Consider the following 26,775-nt stretch of genomic DNA (forward strand, 5'->3'; position numbering starts at 1 on the left):
CATCAAGCCGGAAACATGAGCCGGAACTCGGTCCGCCCACCCGGCGGGCTGCTGGCCTGCACGCTACCGCCGTGCAGTTCCATGATGGTTTTGACGATGGCCAGTCCCAACCCGGTCGACTGGCTTGATTGCGCCCCGGACTGCGCCCTCGAGGGGTCGCTCCGGTAGAACCGCTCGAACAGCAGCGGCAGGGCGGTCGGCGCAATGCCCGGCCCAGGGTTGTGCACGGCGATTGCGATGCCCTGCGGCGCTGTCTCGATCGTCACGTCGATGCGCTCGCCGGTGGGCGTGTGACGCAGCGCGTTGTCGAGCAGGTTGTTGATGGCCCGGCGCAGCAACGTGGCGTCTGCGTGCAGCCGCGCATCGCCGCGCACATCGATGGTGATGTCGCGATCGGCAGCCACTGCCTCGAAATAGTCGACCAGCACCTGCACCTCGTGGCGCGCATCCAGTGGCTCGATGGACAGCGCCACGCGGGCATGGTCGGCGCGTGCCAGAAAGAGCATGTCTTCGATCATGTGCGACAGGCGCGCGTATTCCTCCAGGTTGGATTCGAGCACGCTGCGGTATTCCTCGCCCGTGCGCGGGTGTGCGAGCGTGACTTCGGTCTGGCCCACCAGGTTCGCCAGCGGCGTGCGGAAGTCGTGCGCCAGGTCCGCAGAGAACTGCGACAACCGCGCAAAGCCGTCCTGCAGGCGCGTGAGCATGGCGTTGAGCGATGCCAGCAAGTCGGCCAATTCGCGTGGCGCGCCTTGCAGCGTGAGACGGGTGTCGAGCTGGCTCGGCACCACGGCCGCAGCCTGGCTGCCGATCCGCGCCAACCCGCGCAGCGTGCCCCGCACGAGCAGCAGGCTCAGCAGCGCCACCGCCGCCACGCCGCCCATGACGGCAAAGACGATGTGGCGCTGGTACTGGGTCAGCAATGCCGCGCGGCTGTCGCCATCCTGCGCGACCAGCACGATCACTTTTGCGTTGTTCTGGCCCAGCCAGGCCTCCGCCGCTGCAGCGCGCGAGGCCATGCCGGTCATCGACGTCCATGTCTGTACGGACGACTCCGACGGCGGCACCGCAGCCGCAACCACGGGCGGCATCGTCACCTGTTCGCCCTCGGGGTTCACTTCGACCAGCGTGCGGCCTTCGGGCGTGGCAATGCGCAGGATCAATCCATCGTGGCCCGACACCACATCGGTATAGCGGTGTGCGGTGTGCACCAGATCGTCGGCGCTCGGTGCCTCGCTGGCGAGGTGGCGCAGCTGGGCGATCTTGCCGATCAGCATGGCATCGTCGGTCGCGCGCAGCTGTGCGTTGAGCGCGAAGTACAGATACGTGCCAGCTGCGGTGAGCGTGACCGATGCCACCACCACAAACGCCAGCACGAGCCTGCCCGCAAGCGATGCGGGCCAGCGCATGAGCGTGCCAGTGCGCGACGCCATCAACGGCCCACCGCGTCGAGCACGTAGCCCATGCCGCGCAAGGTGTGGATCAGCTTGTGCTCGAACGGATCGTCCACCTTGGCACGCAGGCGCCGGATCGACACGTCGACCACGTTGGTGTTGCTGTCGAAGTTCACGTCCCACACCTGCGAGGCGATCAGCGAGCGCGAGAGCACCTCGCCCGCGCGCCGCGCCAGCAGATGCAGCAGCGCGTATTCCTTGGCGGTCAGGTCGATGCGTTGTCCTGCCCGCGTCACGCGGCGCTTGATCGTGTCGATCGTCAGGTCGGCAATTTCGAGGATCTCGCTTTCGCGCAGCGGGCCGCGCCGCAGGATGGTGCGCACACGCGCCACCAGTTCGGCAAAGGCGAAGGGTTTGACGAGGTAATCGTCTGCGCCCAGTTCCAGGCCCTTCAGGCGGTCGGCAAGTTCGTCGCGCGCGGTCAGGCACAGCACCGGCGTGCTCTTGCGGCGGCGCAGTTCCTGCAGCACCTGCCAGCCTTCCATGCCGGGCAGCATGATGTCGAGCACGATCAGGTCGTAGTCGTGCTCCATGGCCTGGAAAAGGCCATCGGGGCCAGTGCGGGCGAGGTCGGCCACAAAGCCGGATTCCGTCAGGCCCTTGAGCAGGTAATCGCCCGCTTTGGGCTCGTCTTCAACAATGAGCAGTCGCATGGTGAAAAGTGGCGCGCTGGGTGTCTGCGCCAATGCCGCCACGATATGCCAAAACCTCGGGCCCGGGCACAAAGATGACAAGTTTGTCATCTTCGAGTCATGCCCGCGTGGTGCACCGCTCCCTAGACTGGCCCCACTGACATCGCCCCCCTCCCTCTTTGCTGATGTCAGGCCTTTCCAAGGAGATCCTCATGGCAATTCGATTCCAACGCGTGCTTCCCCTGGCTGCCCTGGCCGCAATGCTGGCAACCGGCACGGCCGTGGCCGCGCAAGGCGATCACGATGCGTGCTGCGCGCCGCAGGCCACGTCGATGGCCGCGCCGTTGGCCAAGACCAGCGTCCGTGACCCGTACACCGATGGCGCCCGGACCGGCACGCGCGACCCCTATACCGATGGCGCCAAGGCCGGCGCGCGAGATCCGTACACGGACGGTGCAGCGCAAACCGTGCTCGATGCCCGCGTCGGCACACGTGACCCTTACACCGATGGCGGCTTGAGCAACCCGCGCAGCCCGGATCCGTACACCGACGGTGCGATTGCGTAATGCGCGGTTTCCAGCCCGCCGGGGCAGCCCTCGCATGCCTTCTGGCTGCCCCGTTGGCCACCGCTGCGGCGACTGACCCCGTTGCTCCGGTGGCCCTTTCTATGCCCGGTGCATCAGCGGTTGCGGCAACGGAGCGCGTGACGCTGCAGCAGGCCGTTGAGCGTGCTCTGCAGACGCATCCGGCGCTGGCCGCTGCGGGCTATGCAGTGGCCGCCAGTGAGGGCGCGCTCGACCAGGCCCGTCGGTTGCGCAATCCTGAAGCGGCCTTTACGACGGAAGACGTCCGCCGCGACCGCGCCACGATGACGGCGCAACTGAATATCCCGTTGGAACTGGGCGGCAAACGCAGCGCCCGCACACGCGCCGCAGAAGTGGCACGAGACGCCACCGCGCAGGATGCTGCCGTGCTGCAGGCCGAGTTGCGCGCGGATGTCACGCGGGCCTTCTTCGACTTGGTGATCGCCCAGGAGCGTTTGACGCTCGCGCAGGCGTCGGATGCGTTGGCCGCCCAGGCTGAATCCGCCGCCGCGCGCCGCGTGCAGGCGGGCAAGGTGTCACCGGTGGAGCAGACCAAGGCAGGCGTAGCGCGCGCCAGCGCCGCCATCGAACTGCGTGACGCGGATGCCGAGTTGCGGGTCGCCCAACGCGCCCTGGCGGCCTTCTGGGGCACGCCTTCTGCCGCGCCCGAAGCGGACGGGAGCGCAGAGACGCTGCCCGTCGTGCCGCTCGAAGCGCGTCAGGCCACCGGCACGTTGGAAAACACGCCCCGCGCCATCCGCGCCCGTCTGGAGATCGACCGCCGCCAGGCACTTGCCAACGTGGAGCGCAGCAAGCGCGTGCCCGACGTGACGCTCACGGTGGGCGCCAAGCGCGACAGCGCCGCGAACAACAACATGGCGGTGCTCGGCATTGCCGTGCCACTGCCGTTGTTTGATCGCAACCAGGGCAGCCAGCTTGAAGCGCAGCGTCTGGCCGACAAGGCGTTTGAAGACTACCGCGCCCTGCAGCTTGAACAGAACGCAACGCTCGCGCAGGACGTCGCGCGGCTCGATGCGGCGCGCGCCGCCGTGCAGTCGCTGCGGCAAGACGTGTTGCCGGGCGCGCAACGAGCGTATGACGCTGCACGCATCGGCTTTGATGCCGGCAAGTTCAATTTTCTCGACGTGCTGGATGCCCAGCGCACGCTGTTTCAGGCGCGCGCGCAATACCTGGCCGCGCTGTCGCGCGCGCATCAGGCGGCTGCCGGCATCGATCGCATCCTCGGCCGGTAGTGCGGCCTTTCTCTTTCTGCTGACATGACACTTCCACCGCAACAACGGCGCGCCATCGCGCTCATCGTCGTGCTCGGGGCGCTGGCCGCTGTCGGGCTGTGGTTCGGCATGGGCGCACGCCAGGCGCCGACGTCCGATGCTGAGGCAGCACCTGCACCGGCCGCCACGGAGCAAGCCGAGGCTCCCCACGCCGAGACGCTTGCCATGACGGCCGAAGCCATCGCCAATGCCAAGATCGGCGTGGACACCGCCGGGGCTGCCGACTTGCGAACGCAGGTGGTCCTGCCCGGCGAGATCCGCCTGAACGAAGACCGCACCGCGCACGTGGTGCCGCGCGTGGCGGGTGTGGCCGAGAAGGTGGCGGTGGAACTGGGCCAGCCCGTGACGCGCGGCCAACTGCTGGCCGTGCTCTCCAGCCCAGCGCTGTCCGATCAGCGCAGCGAACTGCAGGCCGCCCAGCAACGCCTTGCGCTCGCGCAGGAAACACACGCACGCGAAAAGCGCCTCTGGGAGCAGGGCATCGCCGCCGAGCAGGATTACCAGCAGGCGCGCACGTCGCTGCAGGAAGCGCGCATTGCGGCCGACAACGCCCGCCAGAAGCTGACGGCCATTGGCGCTGCGCCGGCGGGGTCGGCGCTGAATCGCTTCGAGTTGCGTGCGCCGTTTGATGGCGTCGTGGTCGCAAAGCACCTGTCGCAGGGTGAGGCCGTGCAGGCGGAGACAGCCGTTTTTACCGTGGCGGACCTGCGCACCGTGTGGGCGGACTTTTCCGTCACCGCCAAGGATCTGGAAGCGGTCACAATCAACGCTGCCGCCACCGTGCGCGCCACGGCCACGGGCACCGCCGTGCAAGGCAAGGTCTCTTACGTTGGCACCTTGCTGGGCGAACAGACCCGCACCGCGCCCGCCCGCGTCACGCTCGACAACCCGAAGCTCGCTTGGCGGCCCGGCATGTTCGTCAACGTGTCGGTCGAATCGGGGCGCGTGCAGGTGCCCGTGGCCGTGCGCGCCGACGCCGTGCAGACCGTCGATGAGAAACCCTCGGTGTTTGTGCCTGTGCCGGCCGGCTTTGAAGTGCGCCCCGTCAAAACGGGCCGCACCGACGGCACCTGGACGGAGATTCTCGATGGGCTTCCCGCCGGCACGCGCTACGCCGCGACCAACAGCTACGTGCTGAAGGCCGAAGCCGGCAAGTCCGCCGACCACGGTCATTGAAAGGAGGCGCCATGTTTGAACGCCTCTTGCGCACCGTCATCGCCCAGCGCTGGCTGGTGCTGCTGGCCGTGCTGGCCGCCGCCGCGTTCGGCGCGTACAGCTATACGCGTCTGTCGATCGACGCGGTGCCCGACATCACCAACGTGCAGGTGCAGATCAATACGCCGGCACCGGGCTATTCGCCGCTGGAGACCGAACAGCGCATCACCTATGCGCTGGAAACCGCCATGGCCGGCTTGCCGAAGCTGGAGCAGACGCGTTCGCTGTCGCGCTATGGCCTGTCGCAGGTGACGGTGATCTTCAAGGAGGGCACCGACATCTACTTCGCGCGCCAGTTGGTGAGCGAACGCTTGCAGGCCGCAAAGGAGCAGTTGCCCGACGGCATTTCGCCGAGCATGGGGCCGGTCTCCACCGGCCTGGGGGAGATTTACCTGTGGACCGTGGAGGCCGACGCCAATGCGCGCAAGCCCGACGGCACCGCCTACACCCCCGCCGACTTGCGCGAGCTGCAGGACTGGGTGATCCGCCCGCAGATCCGCAATGTGCCGGGCGTGACGGAGGTGAACACCATCGGCGGTTTTGCCAAGGAATTCCTGGTGGCGACGAGCCCCGAACGCCTGGCGTCGTACAAGCTCACGCTGGCCGATGTGGTGACCGCGCTGGACCGCAACAACGCGAACGTCGGCGCTGGCTATATCGAGCGCAAGGGCGAGCAATACCTCGTGCGTGCGCCCGGCCAGTTGCGCGATGCGGCCGACATCGGCAACGTGGTGCTCGCCAGCCCCAACGGCACGCCGGTGCGCTTGCGCGACGTCGCCAGCATCGAAAGCGGCAGCGAACTGCGCACGGGCGCCGCTACCAGCAATGGGCGCGAGGTGGTGCTCGGCACGGCGTTCCTGTTGATGGGCGAGAACAGCCGCACCGTCTCGCAGGCCGTGGACAAGCGCATGCAGGAGATTCGCAAGACGCTGCCGGCGGGCATTCGCGTGGAGTCGGTGTACGACCGCACGGTGCTCGTCGACAAGGCCATCGCCACGGTCAAGAAGAATCTGCTGGAAGGCGCCATTCTCGTCATGGCGGTGCTGTTTCTCTTCCTGGGCAACCTGCGTGCAGCCGTGCTGACGGCGCTGGTGATTCCCTTGTCGATGCTGATGACGTTCAGCGGCATGGTGTCGGCCAAGGTAAGCGCCAACCTGATGAGTTTGGGCGCCCTGGACTTCGGCATCATCGTCGACGGCGCGGTGGTGATCGTCGAGAACTGCGTGCGGCGCCTTGCGCATGCGCAGGAATTGCGCGGTCGACCGCTCACGCGCGCCGAGCGTTTCGACGAGGTATTTGAAGCCGCCCGCGAAGCGCGCCGCCCGTTGCTGTATGGCCAGCTCATCATCATGGTGGTGTACCTGCCGATCTTTGCGCTCTCGGGTGTGGAAGGGAAGATGTTCCACCCGATGGCGATCACGGTGGTGCTGGCGCTGGCTGCGGCCATGATTCTGTCCATCACGTTTGTACCGGCCGCCGTAGCCTTGTTCATTGGCGAGCGCGTGGCCGAGAAAGAGAACCGCCTGATGGGTTGGGCGCGCCGCATGTATGCGCCGCTGCTCGAACGCGTGCTGGCTGCGCCGGCCGTGGTGTTGACGTTTGCCGCGGTGGCGGTGTCGGTCTCGGTGGTGGCAGCCACGCGCCTGGGAGCCGAGTTCGTGCCCAATCTGAACGAAGGCGATCTTTCCATCCAAGCCATGCGCGTGCCGGGCACCGGCCTGGCGCAGTCGCTGGACATGCAGATGCAGATCGAGCGCACGCTCAAGACGAAGTTTCCCGAGATCGAGCGTGTGTTTGCGCGCACCGGTACCGCAGAGGTCGCGACCGACGTGATGCCGCCCAGCATCTCTGACGGCTACATCATGCTCAAGCCCGAGCGCGACTGGCCCACCGGCGCCGATGGCAAGCGTCGCAACCGGGATCAGTTGCTGGCCGACATTCGCGCCACGGTCGAAGCGCTGCCCGGCAACGCGTACGAGTTCTCGCAGCCGATTCAGTTGCGCTTCAATGAACTGATTTCGGGCGTACGCAGCGACGTGGCCGTCAAGCTCTTCGGCGACGACATGGGCGTGCTGGAAGCCCAGGCCGAGCGTGTTGCGGCGCAGCTCGGCAAGCTGGCCGGCGCGACCGAGGTGAAGATCGAACAGACCGGCGGCCTGCCTTTTTTGAACGTCGACATCGATCGCGACAAGGCCGCGCGTTATGGCCTCTCCATCGGTGCGATTCAGGACACGGTGTCCGCCGCCATCGGGGGAAAGGATGCGGGCACGTTATTCCAGGGCGACCGTCGTTTCGGCATCGTCGTGCGGCTGCCGGAAACCGCGCGCAGCGACCCGGCCGCGCTGGGCCGCTTGCCGCTGGCATTGCCCAACGGGCAGGGTTACGTGCCGCTGTCCGAGGTGGCCACGCTCAACGAGGTAACCGGCCCCAACCAGGTCAGCCGCGAAGACGGCAAGCGCCGCATCGTCGTCAGCGCCAACGTGCGCGGGCGCGATATCGCCTCGTTCGTCGAAGAAGCGCAGGCGGTGCTCGATGCGCAGGTGCGCCTGCCGGCCGGTTACTGGATGGCGTGGGGCGGGCAGTTCGAGCAATTGCAGTCGGCCACCGGGCGCCTGCGGATCGTGGTGCCGCTGGCGCTGGCCATGGTGTTCACGCTGCTGTTCATGATGTTCGGTAACCTGAAAGACGGCTTGCTGGTGTTTTCCGGCATTCCATTTGCGCTGTCGGGCGGCATCCTGGCGCTGGCGTTGCGCGGTATTCCGCTGTCGATTTCCGCGGCGGTGGGCTTCATCGCGCTGTCGGGCGTGGCAGTGCTCAACGGGCTGGTGATGCTGAGCTTCATCCGCAGCCTGCGCGAGAACGGCAAGCCCGTCGACGAGGCCGTACGTGAGGGCGCGCTGACGCGCTTGCGCCCAGTGCTGATGACCGCGCTGGTGGCGTCGCTGGGCTTCGTGCCCATGGCACTGGCAACCGGCACGGGCGCTGAAGTGCAGCGGCCGTTGGCCACGGTGGTGATCGGGGGGATTCTGTCGTCGACGGCGCTGACGCTGCTGGTGTTGCCGGTGCTGTACCGGCTGGCCTATCGACGGGACGCTGGGCGGGAAGGTGTTACGGCGCGGGCAGAGCCGGCGGTGCCATCCGCCGCGCCGTAACGGTGGCGCTTATTCGGCCTGCAGCGCGGCGATGATCTTTTCGGCTTGGGCCTTCAGCTTGTCGGTGTCGGCCTGCACGCGGGCGTGCGGTTGCAGCGGGGTGTCGCTGTAGCGCGGCAGCACGTGAAAGTGCACGTGCGGCACCGTCTGCCCGGCAGCGCTGCCGTTGAGTTGGAAGATGGCGATGCCCGGCGGCGTGAACGCGGCGCGCACTGCGCGCGCCAGCTTGCGCGTGGTGCGGATGGCAGCCGATGCCGCATCGTCGGACAGGTCGAACAATTCCGCTGCGCCTTCCTTGGGCAGCACCAGCACGTGGCCGTCGGCCTGCGGCATGATGTCCATGAAGGCGATGGTGTGATCGTCTTCGTACACCTTGATGCAAGGCAGCTCGCCGCGCAGGATCTTGGCGAAGATGTTCTGGTTGTCGTAAGTCGCGTCAGGCATGAAGTGTCTCCAGTAAGCGGAAAAAGCACAGGAAAGCGCTGCGCGAAAGTATATAGGCGAGCGGCGGCGACGCGCCGCGCACAGGTTTAGCGCAGATCAAGCCGGGGTGTCATCAAGCGACAACGGCGCAGCCACGTGTTCCAAGGGTTTGCGCTCCGCGGCCGTCCCCCAGAGCGCCTGCATCACGGCCGCCAGCAGCATCAGCACGGCGCCGAATGCATAGCCGACGAATACGGCACCGCGCGAGTGCGTATCGATCAGCCAGCCGAACAGCGCAGGTCCGGCCACACCGCCGAGCCCGGTGCCCACGGCGTAGAACAACGCGATGGCAAGGGCGCGTACCTCGAGCGGAAAGGTCTCGCTCACCGTCAGATACGCTGAGCTGGCGGCGGCCGATGCAAAGAAGAACACCACGGTCCACGCGATCGTCTGCGTGGTTCCATCGAGCACACCGGCCTTGAAGAGCGCGCCACTCGCCAGCAACAGCAGGCCGCTGATCGCATACGTGGCGGCAATCATCGTGCGCCGGCCCACCACGTCGAACAATCGCCCCAGCAGCAGCGGCCCGAGGAAGTTGCCCAGTGCGAACGGCAGCAGGTAGGTGCCGACCTTCGTCGCGGGCACGTCGTAGAAATCGGTCAGCACCAGCGCGTAGGTGAAGAAGATCGCGTTGTAGAAGAACGCCTGCGCTGCCATCAGCGCGAGGCCCACCAGCGCGCGTTGCCGGTGCTGCACGAACAGCACGCGGGCGACTTCGGTCAAGCGTGGATGGCCGCGGCTGCGCATGCGCAATGCCGGCAACGGCGCAGTATCGAAGCGATGGCCGCGCGATGCAATCTCGCTTTCGATATCGCGCACGATGGCCTGGGCTTCTTCGTGCCGGCCGCGCGTGATGAGCCAGCGTGGGCTTTCCGGAATCCAGAAACGCATGACCAGAATGATGAGCCCCAGCACTGCGCCGATGAAGAAGCACAGCCGCCAGCCCGTATCCACGCTCATGTGTGCGGGGTCCAGCAACCACAACGAGGCGCCTGCACCCAACGCCGCCCCGACCCAGAACGTGCCGTTGATGGCGAGGTCCGTCCAGCCGCGCACGCGTGCCGGCGTCAGCTCCTGGATGGTCGAATTGATGGCCGCATATTCGCCGCCGATCCCTGCGCCCGTGAGCACACGAAACACGACGAGGCTGGCAAAGCTCCACGAAAACGCCGTGGCGAACGTGGCAAGGATGTACACGCCCAACGTGATGAAGAACAGCTTGCGGCGGCCAAGCCGATCCGTCATCCAGCCGAACAGCAGCGCGCCGAACACCGCCCCGACCAGGTAGGCACTGCTGGCAATGCCGACCTGCGCATTGGTGAGATGCAAGGCGGGGCTTTGCTTGAGGGCGCCCGCCACGGCACCGGCCAGCGTCACCTCCAGGCCGTCGAGCAGCCACGTAATGCCCAGCGCAATGACCACGCGCGTGTGAAAGCGGCTCCACGGCAGGCGATCGAGCCGGCTGGGCAGGTCGGATGTGTGGAAGGCTGGCGATTCGGGCATCGCGGCGCACTCGAACTGGAATGCGCACGACGCAGCACGAATTATTCCCGCACAGGTGCGGCCGAGTCTTCTTGCGGTGCGCCGGCGAGCAGCGTGTCTTCAAAGAAGCGGCGGCGCGCGTCCTTGTCGGGCTTGCTGCCCTGGTGCCAGAGCGTGGCCTCCGACAGCTGGTAGGCGTACAGCATGAAGGCGCGCGTCTTGGCGTCCTTGCGCGTAAAGCCGATCGCCTGGAAGTGCTGGACGTAGTAATCCATGCGGTGTTCATCGACGGCTTCGACCGCCTCTTGGGCCATCGGGTCGCGCCGCGCCCAGGCACGGATGGCGAACTCGATCATGGCGGTGCGGCGCGCGCTGCGTCCGCGAAACGGCAGTGCGAGCAGATCGCGCACCAGACCCTGCACCGATGCGTTCTGCCGCTCCAGCTTGGGGCCGACGCGCGTGCGCTCGCTCCAGTCCTGCAGCACCTGGTGCAGCAGGTCGTCGCGGTTCTTGAAGTGCCAGTAGAAACTGCCGCGCGTGACGTCCAGCTGCTTGGCGAGTACGTCCACGCGCACCGCATCGATGCTCTTGGTGACGAGCAGATCGGTGGCGGCGCGCACCCAGTCGTCGGGCGTGAGCTGGGCACGCGGCGCGGCAGGGGTGGAGGTTTCGGCATCGACGTCGACGGCTGCGTCGTGTTCGTCGATCAGCAAGGAAGGCTTGGGCATGAAGGCGGATTCTAGTCCCGCTGACAGGGCTGTCCAGCGCTTAAATCATGCTGAGGCCCCCAGGTTTGCGCGGGTTGACACGGCAATAAACGCACTCCTACCATGCACATACGTTTGTGTATGGAAGGATCGAGCTACCGTAAGCCTCGGTTTGCGGTTTAGTACAAGAACCATGCTCGACGATGCCTTCTGCACGGCGTCTAACGATAAGACATCAGGAGACATTTGCATGAAGGCATTCCGACTCGCGCTGTGCGCGGCGGCAGCAGTTGGCACATTCGCGGGCGCATTCTGCCCGAGCACCGTCCACGCCGAGACCGTCAAGATCGCGTGGATCGATCCGCTGTCCGGGCTGATGGGCGCGCTGGGCCAGAACCAGCTGCGCAGCTGGCAATACGCGGCCGATCTGGCCAACCAGCAGAACTGGAGCGGCAACGGCACCAAGTTTGAAGTCGTCGGCTTCGACAACAAGGTGTCGCCGCAAGAAAGCCTGACGATCCTCAAGCAGATCACCGACCAGGGCATCCGCTACGTCGCGCAGGGCGACGGTTCCAGCGTGGGCATGGCGCTGCAGGACGCGATCGCCAAGTACAACGACCGCAACCCGGGCAAGGAGATCATCTATCTCAATTACGCCGCGGTCGATCCGGACATGACCAACAGCAAGTGCAACTACTGGCACTTCCGCCTGGACGCCAACTCCGACATGAAGATGGAGGCCCTGACCAGCTACCTGGCCAAGGACCCGAACATCAAGAAGGTCTATCTGCTCAACCAGAACTACTCGTTCGGGCACCAGGTTGCGCGTGCGGCCAAGGAATACCTCAAGCGCAAGCGCCCGGACATCCAGGTGGTGGGTGAAGACCTGCACCCGCTGGCACAGGTGAAGGACTTCTCGCCGTATGTCGCGAAGATCCGCGCATCGGGCGCCGATACGGTCATCACCGGCAACTGGGGGAGCGACCTGGCGCTGCTGATTCGCGCGTCGAAGGATGCGGGCCTCACCACCAACTTCTATACGTACTACGCAGGCACCACCGGTGTGCCCACGGCGATGGGGGCTTCGGGCGCCGACCGCGTGAAGGTCATCAGCTACTTCGCGCCGAACGACGGCAACGCCAAGACGAGCGCCGTGCTCGACGGCTTCAAGAAGAAGTACAACGACGACTTCTTCAACGCCGATGTCTACACTGGCATCGCCTTCCTGGCCAAGGCCATCAAGACCAGCGGTTCGGCGGAGCCAGCTAAGGTGGCCAAGGTGATGGAAGGCATGACCGTCGATGGCCTCAACGGCCCGATCGAGATGCGCAAGACCGACCACCAGGCCCAGCAGACGCTGTACGTGACCACCTGGGTGAAGGCCGACGGCAAGAAGATCAAGTACGACCAGGAAAACACCGGCTACGGCTGGCGCACCGACGTCACGCTGGAACCGCACCTCGCGGCCCAGCCGACGTCGTGCCAGATGAAGCGTCCGGCGTCGTAACTGCGTGATCGACGTGTCCCCGGGTCAGTTCATTAGACCGGGGACACCAAGCCTGTGCCCGCCAGGTGTCCGCGGGCGTTCTCCAGAAATCGATCCACCGTTGCCCGCACCGATTCCGGCGACCAGCCGGCAATGTGCGGCGTCAGCACGACCTGCTCCAGGTCCAGCAGCCCGGCCGGCGGCTTGGGCTCGCTCTCATACACATCCAGCCCCGCGCCGCCCAGCTTGCCTGCGCGGATGGCCGCTTCCAGCGCCGCCGTATCCACCACGCTGCCGCGCGCAATGTTGACCACGTAGCCGCTCGGGCCCAGCGCCTCCAGGATCGACTGGTTGACCAGATGCTTCGTCTGCGCACCACCCGGCGTGGCAACGATCAGGAAGTCCGCCCACTCCGCCATGTCCTTGAGCGCATCGAAGTAGCGGTATGACACGCCGTCGCGCGGCTTGCGATTGTGATAGCCGATCTGCATGTCGAAGCCGGCAGCGCGGCGCGCGATCTGCATGCCGATGGTGCCCAGGCCGACGATGCCCAGGCGCTTGCCGCATACGCCGGGCTGCAGCGGAATGTCGTCGCGCCAGACGCCGTTGCGTGTGGATCGATCCAGCTTGGGAATGCCGCGCACGGTGGCCAGCAGCAAGCCAAAGGCGTGGTCGGCCACGCAGGCATCGTTGGTGCCGGCGCCATTGGCTACCGCCACGCCACGCGCGCGAGCGGCGTCCACGTCGATGTTCTCGTAGCCGGCGCCCAGAGCGCAGGCAAGTTCCAGCTTGGGCATCGCGGCGATCTCTGCGCCCGTCAGGCCCGTCGAGCCGTTGGTGAGGACGATGCGGACATCCTGCCCGTGGCGGGCGATCGCGGCGTCGCGTTCGGCGCGGGTGGGCGCATGGATGACCTGGAAATGTTCAGCGATCTGCGCCACGTTATCGGGCGTCATCGCAATGAGGAGCAGCAGGGTCGGTTGCATGAATAAGGAGGGGAGGCGGAGCGCAAGGCAAGAATAGGGAGACGCCAGTAAACGGGTAACAGGTGCGTCGCGCGGCGCTTGGCGATGATAACGCGCGACCCGCCTGCCTTGCTGGAAGCCATGCCCCGCATGCGGTTACACGCCGTTACCGATGAGCAGGTTTGGTTGCACGGGTTTGCCAGACCGCGGCATAGACTTTGCGGCAAGAGGCGCATGGCGCAGGCCGCAGACCAGACCGCGGGTCGGCCCCGACGCCTCGTTCACCAGACGGGAATCATCATGCGAGCAACGAACAAGTCGGACCGTGCAGGGCACGCAGCGCGTTGGGTGGCAGTGGCCGCATTGGCCGCCGTGGCAGCCGGGCTGACGGGCTGCGTGACGGCGCCGGCGTACCCCGGTTATGGCGCGGGCTACGGTGCAGGGTATGCCGCCGGCAGCAATGCTTACGCGAACAGCACAGGCCCGACCACCTATAGCAGCGGCTATACCAGCGGGTACGACAACACGTACAACAACGCATACAACAACGGGTACGGCAGCTATGACCCCAACGCGCCGCAGCCGTATCCGCAACAGCCTGCGCCGGCGTACTCGCAGCCGAACTATTCGCCGTATCCGAGCAGCAGCGACCCGTCTTACCAGGCGCCGGCGGATAACCGCTACGGCGTTGTCGAATACGTCGAAGCCGTGCCGGTGCGCGGCCAGCCGAGCGGCGTGGGAGCAGTGCTCGGCGGCGTCGTGGGCGGCTTGCTGGGTCACCAGGTGGGCGGCGGGCGCGGCAACACCGTGGCCACCATTGGCGGCGCCGTGGCCGGCGCCATGGCGGGCAACGCCGTGGAAGGCAACACGATGGTCGGGCAGACCTACCGCGTCACCCTGCGGCTGAACGACAACTCGCGCGTCACGCTCACGCAGAACAATCCGAACGGCTTGCGCACCGGGGATCGCGCCCGTATCGAAAACAACATGGCTGTGCCGTACTAGCCACATCCTGCATGGGAGGCCGCCCAGCCCGACGCTGAACGGGCTTCAGAAACGGCACGGGGCGGCCGATATAGCGGAGGCAATAACCCGCGGTGACTCCCATGCTCAATCGACTTTCCATCCGTTTCCGACTCAACGCAGCGCTGGCGGTCCTGGCCGCGCTACTGGCTGCCACCGGCACCATCGGCGTGATCGGAATGCGCGCGTCTGACGCGAACATCAACGAGATCTACACCAATCAGCTCGCTTCGACCTCGCTGGTCGGCAAGTCGCAGCTGAATGCGGCGATCGTGCGTACAACGCTGGATCGCGCGGTCTTCCATCCGGATGCGGCCGACGTGCCGGCCATCCTCGACAAGGCCAACGGCTACCGCGCCAAGTCTGACGACGCGTGGAAGCAATACAAGGCGCTGCCCATGAGCGCGGATGAAGCGCGCCTGGCCGCCGACATGGAAGCCAGGCGCAACGCGCTCTTCCGCGACGGCATCGAACCGTTGATGAGCGCATTGCGCGCCCGCGATGCCGCAGCCGCCGACAAGGTGGTGATGAATGTCATCCCGCCGCTGTCCGTGGCGCTGACTGCTGCTGCCGACGCGCTGGACCGCAGCCAGGTCGAACAGGCCAAGGCTGCCTACGAAAGCGCGGCGGCCCGCTCGCATGCGTTCCTGATGTTGATCATTGGCGCCATCGCGGTCGGCATTGCAGCGGCGCTCGGCTGTGCATTCGGCTTGCACCGCGCGATCTCGGTGCCGCTGTCGAAGATGCTGGGCCACTTCAGCGCGATCTCGAACGGCAACCTGACGGAACACATCACCGTCAGCAGCAAGGACGAAATGGGCGCGCTCACGCAAGGTCTGATCGACATGCAGCACGGCCTGATCCGCACCATCCTGACCATGCGCGGCGGCAGCGAATCCATCGCCAGCGCGACCAAGCAGATCGCGGCGGGCAACATGGACCTGTCGCAACGCACCGAGGAACAGGCGTCGTCGCTGGAAGAAACCGCATCGAGCATGGAAGAACTGACGAGCATCGTGCGCCAGAACGCCGACAACGCGCGTCAGGCCAGCCAGCTTGCGGGCAATGCATCGGACATCGCCGTGAAGGGCGGTGAAGTGGTGGGCCGCGTGATCGAGACCATGTCGGGCATCAACGACAGCAGCAAGAAGATCGCCGACATCATCGGCGTGATCGAAGGCATTGCCTTCCAGACGAACATCCTGGCGCTGAATGCGGCAGTAGAGGCTGCCCGCGCGGGCGAGCAGGGCCGCGGCTTTGCGGTGGTGGCCGGCGAGGTGCGCAGCCTCGCGCAGCGCTCGGCCACGGCGGCCAAGGAAATCAAGGAACTCATCAGCGATTCGGTTGGCCGCGTTGAAAACGGCACGACGCTGGTGGCCGAAGCGGGCAGCGTGATCGACGAGGTGGTCGTTGCCGTCAAGCGCGTGACCGACATCATGGGCGAGATCAGTTCGGCATCGGACGAACAGAGCGCCGGTATCGAGCAGGTCAACCAGGCCGTCACGCAGATGGATGAGGTGACGCAGCAGAACGCCGCGCTGGTGGAAGAGGCTGCAGCCGCTGCGCAATCGCTGGAGGAGCAGGCCGGCGTGCTGCGCGAGGCCGTGGCGTCGTTCCGGCTGCCGGCGGCGGGTGTGCATGCGGGCCCGGTGGTGGCTCCCGTTGCTGCCAACCCGGTGAACGTCGCGAAGGTGTCGCCTGCGGTATCGGCGGCGGCTTCGTCCAGCCAGACAGCGAAACCGGTCGCGCGCAAACCGGCCGCAGCGACGGCACGTACAGCACGCAAGCGCCTGGCAGCGCCCGTCAAGCCGGCCGCTGTGCCGGCTCCGGAGGCGAAAGCACTGCCTGCTGCGGCAGCCGAGCCCAAGCCAGGCAAACTTGCCCTGGCTGCGGTGTCCAGCGATGCCGACGACTGGGAACAGTTCTGACACGCCAGCCGACACGCTTTTTTTTAACAAGCCGCGCCCTGAGCGCGGCTTTGTGTTTCAGCGCTGCAACCGATTTGCCGAATTGCGTGGGTTGACGTTGTCGGTCCGTCCGGCAATTTGCGCGGCGCAATCGCTGCCGCCTCGCTCGTCCGCGTCGCCCGCCGTCTCCGCGGGGCGTTTCGTCTGGCAGACCCTTTGCGCATCAGGCTTTGCAGCCTGCATGCCGTTGCACGCCGCCATTCATGCGCCAACATGCGCGCCCTGCCGGTCCGGTGCACTTCTCGCTCGCCTAACCCAAACACCCTGCACTTGATCGCTCACCACCTCGGTCATTTGTATGGAGGCCTTGTCCACTGGCCGGACGAATGTCGATCGCGCCAGACCGTATTGCATGCCGTGGCGTTGATCTCGGCACGCGCGCCACGCGCGTCTTGCGTTCACGCATGCAACAACCCGACCCATCCGATCCCCGTCTGACGACGTATGCGGCGTGCTGCACCGCATAACGGCGCGCCTCGGTGGGAGTTGGTATGGTCCTCGCGTTCCTCCTCGCGAGAAGCAGGCTAGAGAGCGACGCACCGACCTGATCGATGGCAGGCGATTGGGCCGGATGCCGCGGCGCAAGCGGTTGCGTCGCACGTCGAAAAAAGACCTTGGGGGAAGCATGAGCGCCACAGCGCAAGGCGGGGGTTACGTCGGACACTGGCAACGCGCCCACCGGGCCGGGGCAGGGGAGCGGCCATGAGCGATCTGCCATGGGAGCTTTACCTTGCGTTGCTCAATACCTTGACGGTGGCAACGACGCTCGTCATCTTCATCAGCACCGCCGACGACTTTTTCCTGGATGCCTTCTATTGGGTGCGCGAACTGTGGCTCTGGCCGCAGCGCGGCCGCACGCCGGTCACGATCTCGGCGCAATCGCTGCGCGAACGAGAAGAGCAATGGCTCGCCATCATGGTGCCGGCGTGGAAGGAGTACGACGTCATCGCCAAGATGGTCGAAAACACCCTGGCGACGATGGAGTACACGCGCTTCATCATCTTTGCCGGCGCGTACCGCAACGACGCGGAGACCACCACCGAGGTCGAGCGCATGGTGCGCCGCTACCCGGGCCGCGTGGTGCGCGCCGCCGTCACGCACGATGGCCCGACATGCAAGGCCGACTGCCTGAACACCATCATCCAGACCATCATCCGGCACGAGGCCGGCCACGGCATCCGCTTTGCGGGCGTGATCATGCACGACTGCGAAGACGTGATCCATCCGCTGGAGTTGAAGTACTTCAACTACTTCATCCTCGATCAGGATCTGGTGCAGCTGCCCGTGCTCTCGCTCGAGCGCAAGTGGTACGAGTGGGTGGCCGGCACGTACATGGATGATTTTTCCGAGACCCACCAGAAAGACCTCGTGGCGCGCCAGGCGCTGACCGGCACGGTGCCCGGGGCGGGCGTCGCGCTCTGCTACAGCCGCCGTGCGATCGAAGCTGTGATGAAGGTGCGCGGCGATTCGCCCTTCAACACCAGCACGCTCACCGAAGACTACGACTTCAGCTTCCGCCTGCGCGAACTCGGCATGCGCGAAGCATTCGTGCATTTTCCGATTTGCGAGAACGCAGAGCCGGCCCAGGACGCCGACGGCAAACCACGCACACGCTGGCGCCTGGGGCGGCGCAGGGGGGCTCGCCCCCAACTGCTGGCGACGCGCGAGTACTTTCCCAGTACCTTCCGCACCGCGTACCGGCAACGTGCGCGCTGGGTGCTCGGCATCGCGTTCCAGGGCTGGCTGCAGATGGGGTGGAATGGCAACCTCATCACCCGCTACATGTTCTTCCGGGACCGCAAAGGCGTGCTCACGGCGCTGTTCTCCATCCTGGCCTATGTGCTGTCGCTGAACTATCTGGCGCTGGGCGCGCTGATGTTCAAAGGCGTGATCACGATTCCCGATGGAACGTTCCTGGTCGGCACCATCTGGATGCAGGATTTGCTGGCCGTCAATGCGGCGCTGCTCTTCAACCGGCTGGCGCAGCGCGTGTACTTTGTCGGGCGGCTCAACGGCCCGCTGCAGGGCGTGCTGTGTCTGCCCCGGCTGGTGGTGAACAACTTCATCAACTTCTTTTCGGTATGCCGGGCTTGGAAGATCTTCCTGATCTACTGCCTGACCGGCAAGCCCATCGCCTGGGACAAGACGCAGCACACCTATCTGTCGAACGACGCGCTGGGCCGCACGCGCTGCAAGCTGGGCGAAACGCTCATCAAGTGGGAAGTCCTCACGCAGGCGCAGCTGGATGCCGCCCTCGCCATTCAGAGCCAGACCGGGCGCCGGCTGGGGCAAGTGCTGGTCGAGCAGGGTTTGGTCACGCCCGACACGCTGGCCGATGCGCTGGCCGAGCAGGTCGACCTGCCACGCGTGAGCCTGACCAACGTGGTGCTTGGCGCGCTGGCCGATTGCCTGCCGCGTGATCTCGCTGTGCGGCATCACGTGGTGCCGTTCTCGATTGGCGAAGACGGCTCGCTCAACATTGCCGTGTCGGAGCTGCCCAACGGCGAAGTGCTCGAGGAGCTGGCACGTGCGGCGGGCCGCAAGGTCGCCTGCTTCATGGCCTGCGACCACGAGATGTCGGCCGAGCTGGCGCAGATGGCCGATCCCAACCGCCGCGCCACGGTCGTATTCGGACCGTCGGCGCACTCGGCCATGTTGGCCGTCGAATCCATGACGGGCGCCGGCCCAGGCATTGCAGCCAGCACGGCACCCGCACCCGAGGCTTCCACCATCCCCCCGATTCCTGTGCCGCCCGATCTGCCCCCCGGGGCAGGGCCGCGGCCCAACCCATCTGTTGCGGGAGGTGTGGCATGACACACGAGAGAGCCAACCGTTTAACCGTGCGCCGCTTGCGCTGGCCGATTGCCGCGGCAGTGTGGGCGCTGTGTCATGGCGTATCGCTCGCCGAGCAGCCCGCGCCGTTGCAGCCCGACGCCTACTTTCGCGCCGACCGCGCCTACCGCGCCATCGAAGCCAACAAGCTCGACGATGCCGAAGCCGCCACGCGCGCCGCATTGGCCGCGCAGCCAGACAACCTGCAACTGAACCTGCTGCTGCTGGATGTGTTCACGCGCAAGGGCCAGCTGGATTCGGCACGCGCGCAGGCCGATGCGCTGCTGCGGAAGTACCCCGACGAGCCGCGTGTGTTTGCACAGCACGGTTTCCTCGCGCAGAAAGCGAACGACCCCGCTGTCGCTGAACAGGACTTCGCACGCGCCGTGCAAGGCACGGACTGGACCCCCCAGGAGCAACACAATCTGCGTCTGGCCTGGTCGGACAGCGCATATTCCGCCAAGCACCCGCAGGCTGCCATCGATGCGCTCAGCGCCATGAAGGACGAACCCGATGCCGATGTGCAACTGCGCCTCGCGCAATCGCGCCTGCAACTGGGTGATCGCGATGGCGCAGCCCACGCCGCCACGCTGGCTGCCGAACATGCGGCCGACCCGGCGCGACAACGCTATGCCAAGGCGCTGCTTGCCCAGGCCACCGCGCCCGAAGCGCAGGGCGATGCCGCGTCTGCCAACGACCCGCGCGTGACCGGCCAGCGCGAGTTGAATGACGCCTACAGCCATCTGCGCGCGCGCGACGACCGTGCCGCGCTGGCAGCGTTCCAGCGGGGCTTTGCCACGGGTCAGGGCAGCTGGACCCACTACGCCGATGCCGCCTATGCAGCCAAGCGCCTGGGCGACAACCCGACCGCGATCGGACTTTTCCGCCAGAGCCTCGACCGCGCCGATGCCGACGCCAAGGGCGACAGCGGCGGCAATGGCGACGACCGCCTTCCGGCAGACCGCCGGTTCGGCTACCGGCGCGAAGTCGAACAGATGCAGCGCAACTTCGGCATGGTCATCTCGGGCGCCTATCAAACCTCGGCGTTCGGTTTGCCAAACACCGTGAGCGTGGGCCAGGCGGGCGCAGAGGTGTACTGGCAGCCGCCCGGCATCGGCTATCGCGACGGCAGCATCTTCCAAGTCTTTGCGCGTGGCTACGACAACGTATATGACCGCAATGGCCACACAGGCCTGCCGACCGCCCAGGGCTCAGTGGGCGCACGCTACAAGCCGATCAAGGACATCAACCTGGTGTTCACCGCCGAGCGCCTTTTCCGCATTGGGCAGCTGACGACCAACGACACGCTGCTGCGCATCGGATTCTCAACCGACCAGGGGCTCGACCTGCAGGTCACCAAGCCGCGCTGGCAGACCTGGCAGGTGTATGGCGAGGGCGCCTATTTCCTCAACCAAGGCCGGATGATCATCAGCACGGAGATGCGCTACGGACACACGTGGCTACTGAACTCCATCAGCGATCGGCTCACGGTCTACCCGCACATCGTGCTGGCGGGCGATCACGACAACAAGGCCATCGATCGCCAGCTTGCGCTGGGTGCCGGCCCAGGCATCAACTTCCGCTACTGGTTCCGTGAGTCGCACTACGCGGCGCCGGCCAGTTGGCTGGACTTGACCGTGCAGTACCGCTTGCCGTTGACGCACGCGGATCGAGCAAAGGGGGTGGTCGCGCGCGCCATTCTTTGGTTCTAAGGCGCTCCCGAATGGATGCAGACCCCAGTCAGAGGTGTCGCAGATGAAACGTTTTTGACGGCCGAGGGAAACGGGTAACGAAGAGAAACGGCAGCGACGTCCGTTGGATGGCGTCGCGGCGCCATGGTGAATCAAAGCGGGATGCATGGCACGGCCTTCGCTCAGTAACGGGGTCTGCCCGGCATCAGAAGCGACACGCGCGTCCGCGCGCCCGTCGTGGTTTGCAGGCGCGCCGGAGCAGACGACAGGGGAGTGCAGTGATGATGGGAAAAATTCTGACCGTATTCGGCACACGCCCGGAGGCCATCAAGATGGCGCCGCTCGTGCAGGCATTGCAGGCCGAGGCAGGCTTTACGTCGGCGGTGTGTGTGAGCGCGCAGCACCGGCAGATGTTGGATCAGGTGCTGGAACTCTTCGGCATCGTGCCGGAGTTTGACCTCAACCTGATGCGGCCCGGGCAGACGCTCTCCGATATCACGTCGAACGTGCTGGGCGGCATCGACGGCGTGCTCGACGCCTACAAGCCCGATGCCGTGCTGGTCCACGGCGATACGACCACCACGCTGGCGGCAAGCCTTGCGGCGTTCTACCGGCGCATTCCGGTCGGGCATGTGGAAGCGGGTTTGCGTACGGGCAACATCTGGTCGCCATGGCCGGAAGAACTGAACCGGCGCGTTACCGACTCGGTCACCACGTGGCACTTCGCGCCTACCGCTGAATCGCGCCAGAACCTGCTGGACGAGGGAATCGACCCGGAGCAGGTCACGCTTACCGGCAACACCGTCATCGATGCGTTGCTGGCCGTCAAGCAGCGGCTGGACGACGATGCCGCGCTGTCGGCGCAGATGGCGGCGCGCTATCCGTTCCTGGAGGCCGGCCGGCGGATGATCCTGGTGACAGGCCACCGCCGCGAGAACTTTGGCGAGCCGTTCGAGAATTTCTGCGTGGCGCTGCGGCTGCTGGCGGCACGCCATCCGGATGTGCAGATCGTGTATCCGGTGCACCTGAACCCGAACGTGCAGCAGCCGGTCAACGCCATCCTTTCCGGCCACGACAACGTCCATCTGATTGCGCCGCAGGACTACCTGCCGTTCGTCTACCTGATGGACCGTGCCTACCTGATCGTCACCGATTCCGGTGGCATTCAGGAAGAGGCGCCCGCGCTGGGAAAACCTGTGCTGGTGACGCGCGACACCACCGAGCGCCCCGAGGCCGTGGCTTCCGGCACCGCGCGGCTGGTGGGCACCGACACGCAACGCATCGTCGACGAAGCCGAAACGCTGCTGTGCAACCCCGACGAATACGAACGCATGGCACAGGCGCACAACCCCTATGGCGACGGCCACGCCTGCCGGCGCATTGTCGATGCGCTGAAGAACGCCTTCACCACGCAGCCGCAGAAGGCAGCGCGTGGCCCGCAGCTCATTCGCAAACCGGCCATCGAGGCCGAGATCATCGATCTGGAAGCGGCGCGTGCCACCGCGCAAGGGTCGTCAACACAGCACCGCCTGAACGGTTAGGAGGCTTTGATGAAAGCGAAGCAAATCGGGGGCGGCGTGTTGGTTGCCTCCGCACTTGTCGCCGGTTGGCTGATTGTCGCGCCGCCGGGTGCCCGGGATGGTGGCGTACCCGCCGTCGTGACCGGCGCGACCGACCAGCGCAGCCCCGACGCCGACACGGACAAGAAAGCCCCACCGCCCGCGTCTTCAAAGGCGACGGCCACGGCTGCGCAACCCATACAGCCCACCGTTGTGGCAGCAGCAACACCCAGGCCCGTGACTGGAGGCGCGCGCGCCTACGGCTACGGCGTCATGGATGAGAACGGACAGGTCATCCCACCACCACGCCCGGCAGTCGTGACCGAAGTCCGCCCTGGCATGCCGGAAAACGAGACGACAGGTACCGAACGTGGCCACGATCGTGGCCCCAACTTCAACCTCGGGCTCTACCGCCAAGCGGATGGCTCGATTTATCGCCCATGATCGCCATGAGTCGGAGAGTCATCATGAAAACATTGCTACGAAAGTTCCTCTGCGCGCTCGTCTTTGCGGGCGGCATGCTCGGGGTCTCGCTTACGGCGCCAGTGCAGGCCGCCACCTGCACGATCGGGCTCGGGCCCATCTGCGTGACCATCGGCGGATCGGCATCGGCCCAGACCGCGCCGGCCCCGATGCTCGTGCTGTACGACGCCCCGCCAAACGACCCTTACACCAACCTTGGCAAGTCGTACGCGATCATGCTGTACAACCTGCTCGCGCACTTCAACACCACCATCACGCTGCTGCCTGTGCAGAACTACACCGCAGGCATGACCGAGCAATACACCGCCATCTTCTACATGGGGAGTTACTACAACAATCCCATCCCGGCGGCATTTCTGTCAGACGTGACGACCACGCAGAAGACGGTGGTCTGGTTCAAGTACAACCTGTGGGAACTTGCCTGGAATACGGCGTATCCGTTCACCTCGCGCTACGGCATTTCGTTCTCCAACCTGGCAGGCATGAACGCCGCGCCGTCGGCCAGCGCACCGAATCCTGGTTTCTTTGACACGATCACGTACAAGAACCAGACGATGACGAAGTACTACGCCTTCAACTCCACAACCGGGGCGATTTCCGCAGACCCCGACATTGGCGTGACGGCCGTGGCCGATGCCACCAAGGCGACGAGCCTCGTCACGATCACCAACTCGGTGACCAAGGCAACGGCTCCGTATGTGATCCGCTCAGGCAACTTCTGGTACTTCGCGGACATGCCGTTCTCGTACATCGGACCGCGAGACCGCTACCTCGTGATGTGCGACATGCTGCATGACATTCTGGGCACCAACGCACCGACGCAGCATCGCGCGCTCGTCCGTCTGGAAGACATCAACGCCACCAACACGGTGACGTCCATCAACACGCTCACGGACTTCCTGTACAGCAAGAAGATTCCGTTCTCGCTCGCCACCATCCCGCTGTACAAGGACCCGAACGGCGTCTATAACGGCGGCGTTGCGCAGTCGATCCACCTGGTCAATGCAACGGGGCTCAAGTCTGCGCTGAACTATGCGTTGTCACATGGGGGCAAGATCCTGATGCACGGCTACACGCACCAGTACAGCAACATTCCGAACCTCATCAACGCCGTCAGTGCGAACGACTTCGAGTTCTGGCTCGCCACGCAAAACCGGCCTGTGAACGAAGATTCAACGCAATGGGCAGCGGGGCGACTGTCGTCGGGGCTGCTGGAGTTCCAGCTCAATGGCTACGCGCCGTTCGCGTGGGAGGCGCCGCACTATCAGTCGTCTCCGCTCGCCATCAAGGCGGTGCCGCAGTACTTCAAGAACACGTATCAGCGCGTGGTGTACTACACCTCCGACAATCCGCAGACGCTGAATGCCACGACACCGGGCCATGATTTCTCGGTTGGCCAGTTCTTCCCGTACATCATTCAGAAGGACTACTACAACCAGCGCATCATTCCGGAAAACCTCGGCAACGTGGAATACAACATCTGCAATATCGATCCGTCGTCATGCCTGACCTACACCGCACAGGACATCCTGACCAATGCGACGTATGCGCAGGTGGTGCGAGACGGCTTTGCCTCGTTCTTCTTCCACCCGTTCTGGCTTGAACCGGAGGTCGGCACGCCGGGCTATGCGGATTTCCAAACCATCATCAACGGCATCACCGCGCTCGGCTTTACGTGGGTCGATGCCAGCACGGCGCAGTAGGCCATGCTGCGGATGCGCTCGGGTCTGGCCACAGCCATGCTGGTCTTGAGCGCATCCACCCAAGCTGCAGGGCCGGTGGGCGCAATGCCTGCCGGCCCTGCGCCGTTGTATGGCGTGACGCTCGATGCCGTCGACAACGTGCCCGCCGTGGTCGACGCGCTGTCGCACCTCTCGCGCACGCCCACGGTGCGCGTCGTCTTTGATGAGGGCATGGATGCGCCGCATTACGTCGGGCCCGTGGTCGCCATCCGCGACGTGGCTTACGTGATGGGCGAACTGGCCGATTCATCCACGCTCAAGCAATACACCGCGCCGCAACTGCGCCAGCGCGCCGCGGCATACCTGCACACGCTCGGCAGCAACGTCGACGTTTGGGAAGTCGGCAACGAAATCAACGGGGAGTGGGCCGGCACCTCGCGCGATGTCGTCGACAAGACGATGGCCGCCTACGAGGTCATCAAAGCGGGCGGCGGCCGCACCGCGCTCACGCTGTACTACAACGAGGGCTGCGCCGAGTCGCCTTCCCGCGCGATGTTCGACTGGGCGCAGCACAATCTGCCGCCACGCTTGCGCGATGGGCTGGACTACGTGTTCATCAGCTTCTATGAAGACGACTGCAAGATCGCGCCGCCCGACTGGAACGCCGTATTCACCCGGCTGGGAGAACTGTTTCCGCACGCCGCGCTGGGCTTTGGCGAAGTCGGGACGCGGCATGCGATGCGCAAGGCCACGCTCGTGGCGCACTACTACGGGCTTGCGATCGCGCATCCGCGGTTTGTCGGCGGGTACTTCTGGTGGTACTTCCGGCAAGACATGGTGCCGCGTTCGAGGCCGCTGTGGCGCAGCCTCGATGCGGCGTTTCTCGGCATGCCCGCAGCGGTCAACCGCTAGCCCGCGCGCTCACGCGCTGCGCGTTGGCGGGAGGGTTGCGATCTGCCAACGCTTCGGGGCCAACGGGCTCGCCGTCACGGCGCACGAGCTGGATCGTGCGCGTGGGCAGGGCGAACGAGGTGCCCAGATTTTCCAGCCCTTCCAGGATCGTCAGGTTGATGCGCTGCTGGATATCCATGTACAGATTGAAGTCCGGATCGGTCACGAAATACACAACCTCAAAGTTCAGCGCGTTCTCGCCAAACTCCTTGAAGTGCGCACGATCGAAGCGCGTGTTGCCGGCGGCTTCTACGGCGCGGCGCACGATGTCCGGAATCTTCTGCAGCTGCGCGGCCCGCGCATCGTAGGTCACCCCAAAGGTGAAGACGATGCGTCGTTCCGACATCCGTTTGTAATTATGAATCGTGCTTTTGAGCAGCGCCGTATTCGAAGCGACGATCTCTTCGCCCGACAGGCTGCGAATGCGCGTGGTCTTGAGCCCGACGTTCTGGACCGTGCCGGCGATGGATTCGAAGACGATGAAGTCGCCGATCTCGAACGGCTTGTCCAGCCCGATCGCCAGCGACGCAAACAGGTCGCTCAGAATGCTTTGCACCGCCAGCGCCACCGCCACGCCGCCCACGCCCAGGCTGGCAACGAAGGCCGTGATGTTCACCCCCACGTTGGCCAGGATGGCCAGCAGCAGCATCGACCACAGCGCAAACCGCAGCACCCACGCCGTCATCGACGTGATCACCGGGTTGCGCGTGGCGTGCGTCTGTGTCGACAGCCGGTCGCGTGCCCACAGCTTCACGCCGCGGTTGAGCCACAGTGCAATCTGAAAGCCGATGATGACGAACCAGATGTGGTCGAGCTTGTTGGCAAGGCGCGTGGGCAGATCGATGAAGTACGAACCGGCAAGCAATGCGGCCAGGGCAATGAAGAGCGGATGCGTATCGCGCAGCACCGCAGTGACGAGAATGTCAAAGCGGTGGCCTGTCCGGCGCGCGCGCGCATCGAACCGGTTGCAGATGAGGCGCAACACGCTCGACAGCACTGCATACGCGGCGATGACGGTCAAGGCGGCGGCGGCCCAATCGCGGGCCGGCACGCGCAGGAAGGTGTGGGCGTTGAGCCACTCCATGGGCTTCTCCGTGCAGAAAACACGGATGCTGCGCCGCACATAACGTGCCTG

General features: G+C 65.5%; 20 protein-coding genes. 13 read left to right on the forward strand and 7 right to left on the reverse strand.

The window, feature by feature from the left end; translation table 11 throughout:
* Positions 1-2 precede the first annotated feature (2 nt).
* A complete protein-coding gene (locus tag R2676_RS11780) occupies positions 3-1,433 on the reverse strand; it encodes a heavy metal sensor histidine kinase (protein ID WP_316857164.1) in 1,431 nt (476 codons plus the stop codon).
* Positions 1,433-2,107, reverse strand: a complete 675-nt coding sequence (locus R2676_RS11785) for a heavy metal response regulator transcription factor (protein WP_206274730.1) — start codon at positions 2,105-2,107, stop codon at positions 1,433-1,435. The genes R2676_RS11780 and R2676_RS11785 overlap by 1 nt, the downstream gene beginning before the upstream one ends.
* 191 nt (positions 2,108-2,298) lie before the next feature.
* On the opposite strand from R2676_RS11785, the gene R2676_RS11790 reads away from it, so the two are divergent.
* The 4 genes from R2676_RS11790 to R2676_RS11805 are packed head-to-tail and all read left to right on the forward strand — an operon-like array spanning position 2,299 to position 8,329.
* Positions 2,299-2,652: a hypothetical protein gene (locus tag R2676_RS11790; protein WP_206274731.1), complete on the forward strand. Its 354-nt coding sequence runs from the start codon at positions 2,299-2,301 to the stop codon at positions 2,650-2,652.
* A complete protein-coding gene (locus tag R2676_RS11795) occupies positions 2,652-3,923 on the forward strand; it encodes a TolC family protein (protein ID WP_206274732.1) in 1,272 nt (423 codons plus the stop codon). Before R2676_RS11790 ends, R2676_RS11795 begins: the two co-directional genes overlap by 1 nt.
* Positions 3,924-3,947: 24 nt before the next feature.
* Positions 3,948-5,138, forward strand: a complete 1,191-nt coding sequence (locus R2676_RS11800; RefSeq protein ID WP_206274733.1) for an efflux RND transporter periplasmic adaptor subunit — start codon at positions 3,948-3,950, stop codon at positions 5,136-5,138.
* 11 nt (positions 5,139-5,149) lie between these two features.
* Positions 5,150-8,329, forward strand: coding sequence for an efflux RND transporter permease subunit (locus tag R2676_RS11805; protein WP_206274734.1), 3,180 nt, complete (start codon positions 5,150-5,152; stop codon positions 8,327-8,329).
* A 9-nt stretch (positions 8,330-8,338) separates the two neighbouring features.
* On the opposite strand, the gene R2676_RS11810 is transcribed toward R2676_RS11805, so the two are convergent.
* The 3 genes from R2676_RS11810 to R2676_RS11820 form a co-directional block, all read right to left on the reverse strand.
* Entirely contained in the window at positions 8,339-8,773 is a 435-nt protein-coding gene (locus R2676_RS11810; RefSeq protein ID WP_027679964.1) for an HIT family protein, read from the reverse strand.
* Positions 8,774-8,869: 96 nt separating this feature from the next.
* Positions 8,870-10,315 carry an MFS transporter gene (locus R2676_RS11815; RefSeq protein ID WP_206274735.1) on the reverse strand — a complete coding sequence of 482 codons (1,446 nt, stop codon included), beginning with the start codon at positions 10,313-10,315 and terminating at the stop codon, positions 8,870-8,872.
* 41 nt (positions 10,316-10,356) lie between these two features.
* On the reverse strand, positions 10,357-11,022 hold the full coding sequence (locus tag R2676_RS11820; protein WP_206274736.1) for a TetR/AcrR family transcriptional regulator: 666 nt from the start codon (positions 11,020-11,022) through the stop codon (positions 10,357-10,359).
* Positions 11,023-11,251: 229 nt separating this feature from the next.
* Here R2676_RS11820 and R2676_RS11825 point away from each other — a divergent pair, with 229 nt between their 5' ends.
* Complete coding sequence (locus R2676_RS11825) at positions 11,252-12,508, forward strand: branched-chain amino acid ABC transporter substrate-binding protein (RefSeq protein WP_102065330.1); 1,257 nt, start codon at positions 11,252-11,254, stop codon at positions 12,506-12,508.
* Between the two features lie 32 nt (positions 12,509-12,540).
* Here R2676_RS11825 and R2676_RS11830 read toward each other — a convergent pair whose 3' ends face one another.
* Positions 12,541-13,473, reverse strand: coding sequence for a 2-hydroxyacid dehydrogenase (locus tag R2676_RS11830; RefSeq protein ID WP_206274737.1), 933 nt, complete (start codon positions 13,471-13,473; stop codon positions 12,541-12,543).
* A 279-nt stretch (positions 13,474-13,752) separates the two neighbouring features.
* Between R2676_RS11830 and R2676_RS11835 the strand changes: the two genes are divergently transcribed.
* The 8 genes from R2676_RS11835 (at position 13,753) to R2676_RS11870 (ending at position 25,601) form a co-directional block, all read left to right on the forward strand.
* Positions 13,753-14,457, forward strand: a complete 705-nt coding sequence (locus R2676_RS11835) for a glycine zipper 2TM domain-containing protein (protein WP_206274738.1) — start codon at positions 13,753-13,755, stop codon at positions 14,455-14,457.
* Positions 14,458-14,558: 101 nt separating this feature from the next.
* A complete protein-coding gene (locus tag R2676_RS11840; protein WP_206274739.1) occupies positions 14,559-16,403 on the forward strand; it encodes a methyl-accepting chemotaxis protein in 1,845 nt (614 codons plus the stop codon).
* A 741-nt stretch (positions 16,404-17,144) separates the two neighbouring features.
* On the forward strand, positions 17,145-19,256 hold the full coding sequence (locus R2676_RS11845; protein WP_206274741.1) for a glycosyl transferase family protein: 2,112 nt from the start codon (positions 17,145-17,147) through the stop codon (positions 19,254-19,256).
* On the forward strand, positions 19,253-20,986 hold the full coding sequence (locus R2676_RS11850; RefSeq protein ID WP_206274742.1) for a bacteriophage N4 adsorption protein A: 1,734 nt from the start codon (positions 19,253-19,255) through the stop codon (positions 20,984-20,986). Before R2676_RS11845 ends, R2676_RS11850 begins: the two co-directional genes overlap by 4 nt.
* A gap of 260 nt (positions 20,987-21,246) precedes the next feature.
* Positions 21,247-22,506 (forward strand): non-hydrolyzing UDP-N-acetylglucosamine 2-epimerase, encoded by a 1,260-nt coding sequence (wecB, locus tag R2676_RS11855; RefSeq protein ID WP_316857159.1) that lies wholly within the window; start codon positions 21,247-21,249, stop codon positions 22,504-22,506.
* A 9-nt stretch (positions 22,507-22,515) separates the two neighbouring features.
* Positions 22,516-22,968, forward strand: coding sequence for a hypothetical protein (locus R2676_RS11860; RefSeq protein ID WP_206274743.1), 453 nt, complete (start codon positions 22,516-22,518; stop codon positions 22,966-22,968).
* Between the two features lie 23 nt (positions 22,969-22,991).
* Positions 22,992-24,710, forward strand: a complete 1,719-nt coding sequence (locus R2676_RS11865) for a DUF2334 domain-containing protein (RefSeq protein WP_206274744.1) — start codon at positions 22,992-22,994, stop codon at positions 24,708-24,710.
* A 3-nt stretch (positions 24,711-24,713) separates the two neighbouring features.
* Positions 24,714-25,601 (forward strand): hypothetical protein, encoded by an 888-nt coding sequence (locus R2676_RS11870; RefSeq protein WP_206274745.1) that lies wholly within the window; start codon positions 24,714-24,716, stop codon positions 25,599-25,601.
* Here R2676_RS11870 and R2676_RS11875 read toward each other — a convergent pair.
* Entirely contained in the window at positions 25,591-26,724 is a 1,134-nt protein-coding gene (locus tag R2676_RS11875; protein ID WP_206274746.1) for a mechanosensitive ion channel family protein, read from the reverse strand. The two genes, R2676_RS11870 and R2676_RS11875, sit on opposite strands and share 11 nt — an antisense overlap.
* Positions 26,725-26,775 lie beyond the last annotated feature (51 nt).

The sequence above is a fragment of the Ralstonia flatus genome (assembly GCF_958439105.1).
Lineage (GTDB): Bacteria > Pseudomonadota > Gammaproteobacteria > Burkholderiales > Burkholderiaceae > Ralstonia > Ralstonia flatus.

Excerpts from the sequence above, each read along its gene's own strand:
- R2676_RS11830 (WP_206274737.1), bottom strand. The coding sequence starts at position 13,473 with ATGCAACCGACCCTGCTGCTCCTCATTGCGATGACGCCCGATAACGTG.
- R2676_RS11850 (WP_206274742.1), top strand. The coding sequence starts at position 19,253 with ATGACACACGAGAGAGCCAACCGTTTAACCGTGCGCCGCTTGCGCTGG.
- R2676_RS11815 (WP_206274735.1), bottom strand. The coding sequence starts at position 10,315 with ATGCCCGAATCGCCAGCCTTCCACACATCCGACCTGCCCAGCCGGCTC.
- R2676_RS11800 (WP_206274733.1), top strand. The coding sequence starts at position 3,948 with ATGACACTTCCACCGCAACAACGGCGCGCCATCGCGCTCATCGTCGTG.
- R2676_RS11860 (WP_206274743.1), top strand. The coding sequence starts at position 22,516 with ATGAAAGCGAAGCAAATCGGGGGCGGCGTGTTGGTTGCCTCCGCACTT.
- R2676_RS11795 (WP_206274732.1), top strand. The coding sequence starts at position 2,652 with ATGCGCGGTTTCCAGCCCGCCGGGGCAGCCCTCGCATGCCTTCTGGCT.
- R2676_RS11810 (WP_027679964.1), bottom strand. The coding sequence starts at position 8,773 with ATGCCTGACGCGACTTACGACAACCAGAACATCTTCGCCAAGATCCTG.
- R2676_RS11805 (WP_206274734.1), top strand. The coding sequence starts at position 5,150 with ATGTTTGAACGCCTCTTGCGCACCGTCATCGCCCAGCGCTGGCTGGTG.
- R2676_RS11825 (WP_102065330.1), top strand. The coding sequence starts at position 11,252 with ATGAAGGCATTCCGACTCGCGCTGTGCGCGGCGGCAGCAGTTGGCACA.
- R2676_RS11835 (WP_206274738.1), top strand. The coding sequence starts at position 13,753 with ATGCGAGCAACGAACAAGTCGGACCGTGCAGGGCACGCAGCGCGTTGG.
- R2676_RS11840 (WP_206274739.1), top strand. The coding sequence starts at position 14,559 with ATGCTCAATCGACTTTCCATCCGTTTCCGACTCAACGCAGCGCTGGCG.
- R2676_RS11870 (WP_206274745.1), top strand. The coding sequence starts at position 24,714 with ATGCTGCGGATGCGCTCGGGTCTGGCCACAGCCATGCTGGTCTTGAGC.
- R2676_RS11865 (WP_206274744.1), top strand. The coding sequence starts at position 22,992 with ATGAAAACATTGCTACGAAAGTTCCTCTGCGCGCTCGTCTTTGCGGGC.
- R2676_RS11780 (WP_316857164.1), bottom strand. The coding sequence starts at position 1,433 with ATGGCGTCGCGCACTGGCACGCTCATGCGCTGGCCCGCATCGCTTGCG.
- R2676_RS11785 (WP_206274730.1), bottom strand. The coding sequence starts at position 2,107 with ATGCGACTGCTCATTGTTGAAGACGAGCCCAAAGCGGGCGATTACCTG.
- wecB (WP_316857159.1), top strand. The coding sequence starts at position 21,247 with ATGATGGGAAAAATTCTGACCGTATTCGGCACACGCCCGGAGGCCATC.
- R2676_RS11845 (WP_206274741.1), top strand. The coding sequence starts at position 17,145 with ATGAGCGATCTGCCATGGGAGCTTTACCTTGCGTTGCTCAATACCTTG.
- R2676_RS11790 (WP_206274731.1), top strand. The coding sequence starts at position 2,299 with ATGGCAATTCGATTCCAACGCGTGCTTCCCCTGGCTGCCCTGGCCGCA.
- R2676_RS11875 (WP_206274746.1), bottom strand. The coding sequence starts at position 26,724 with ATGGAGTGGCTCAACGCCCACACCTTCCTGCGCGTGCCGGCCCGCGAT.
- R2676_RS11820 (WP_206274736.1), bottom strand. The coding sequence starts at position 11,022 with ATGCCCAAGCCTTCCTTGCTGATCGACGAACACGACGCAGCCGTCGAC.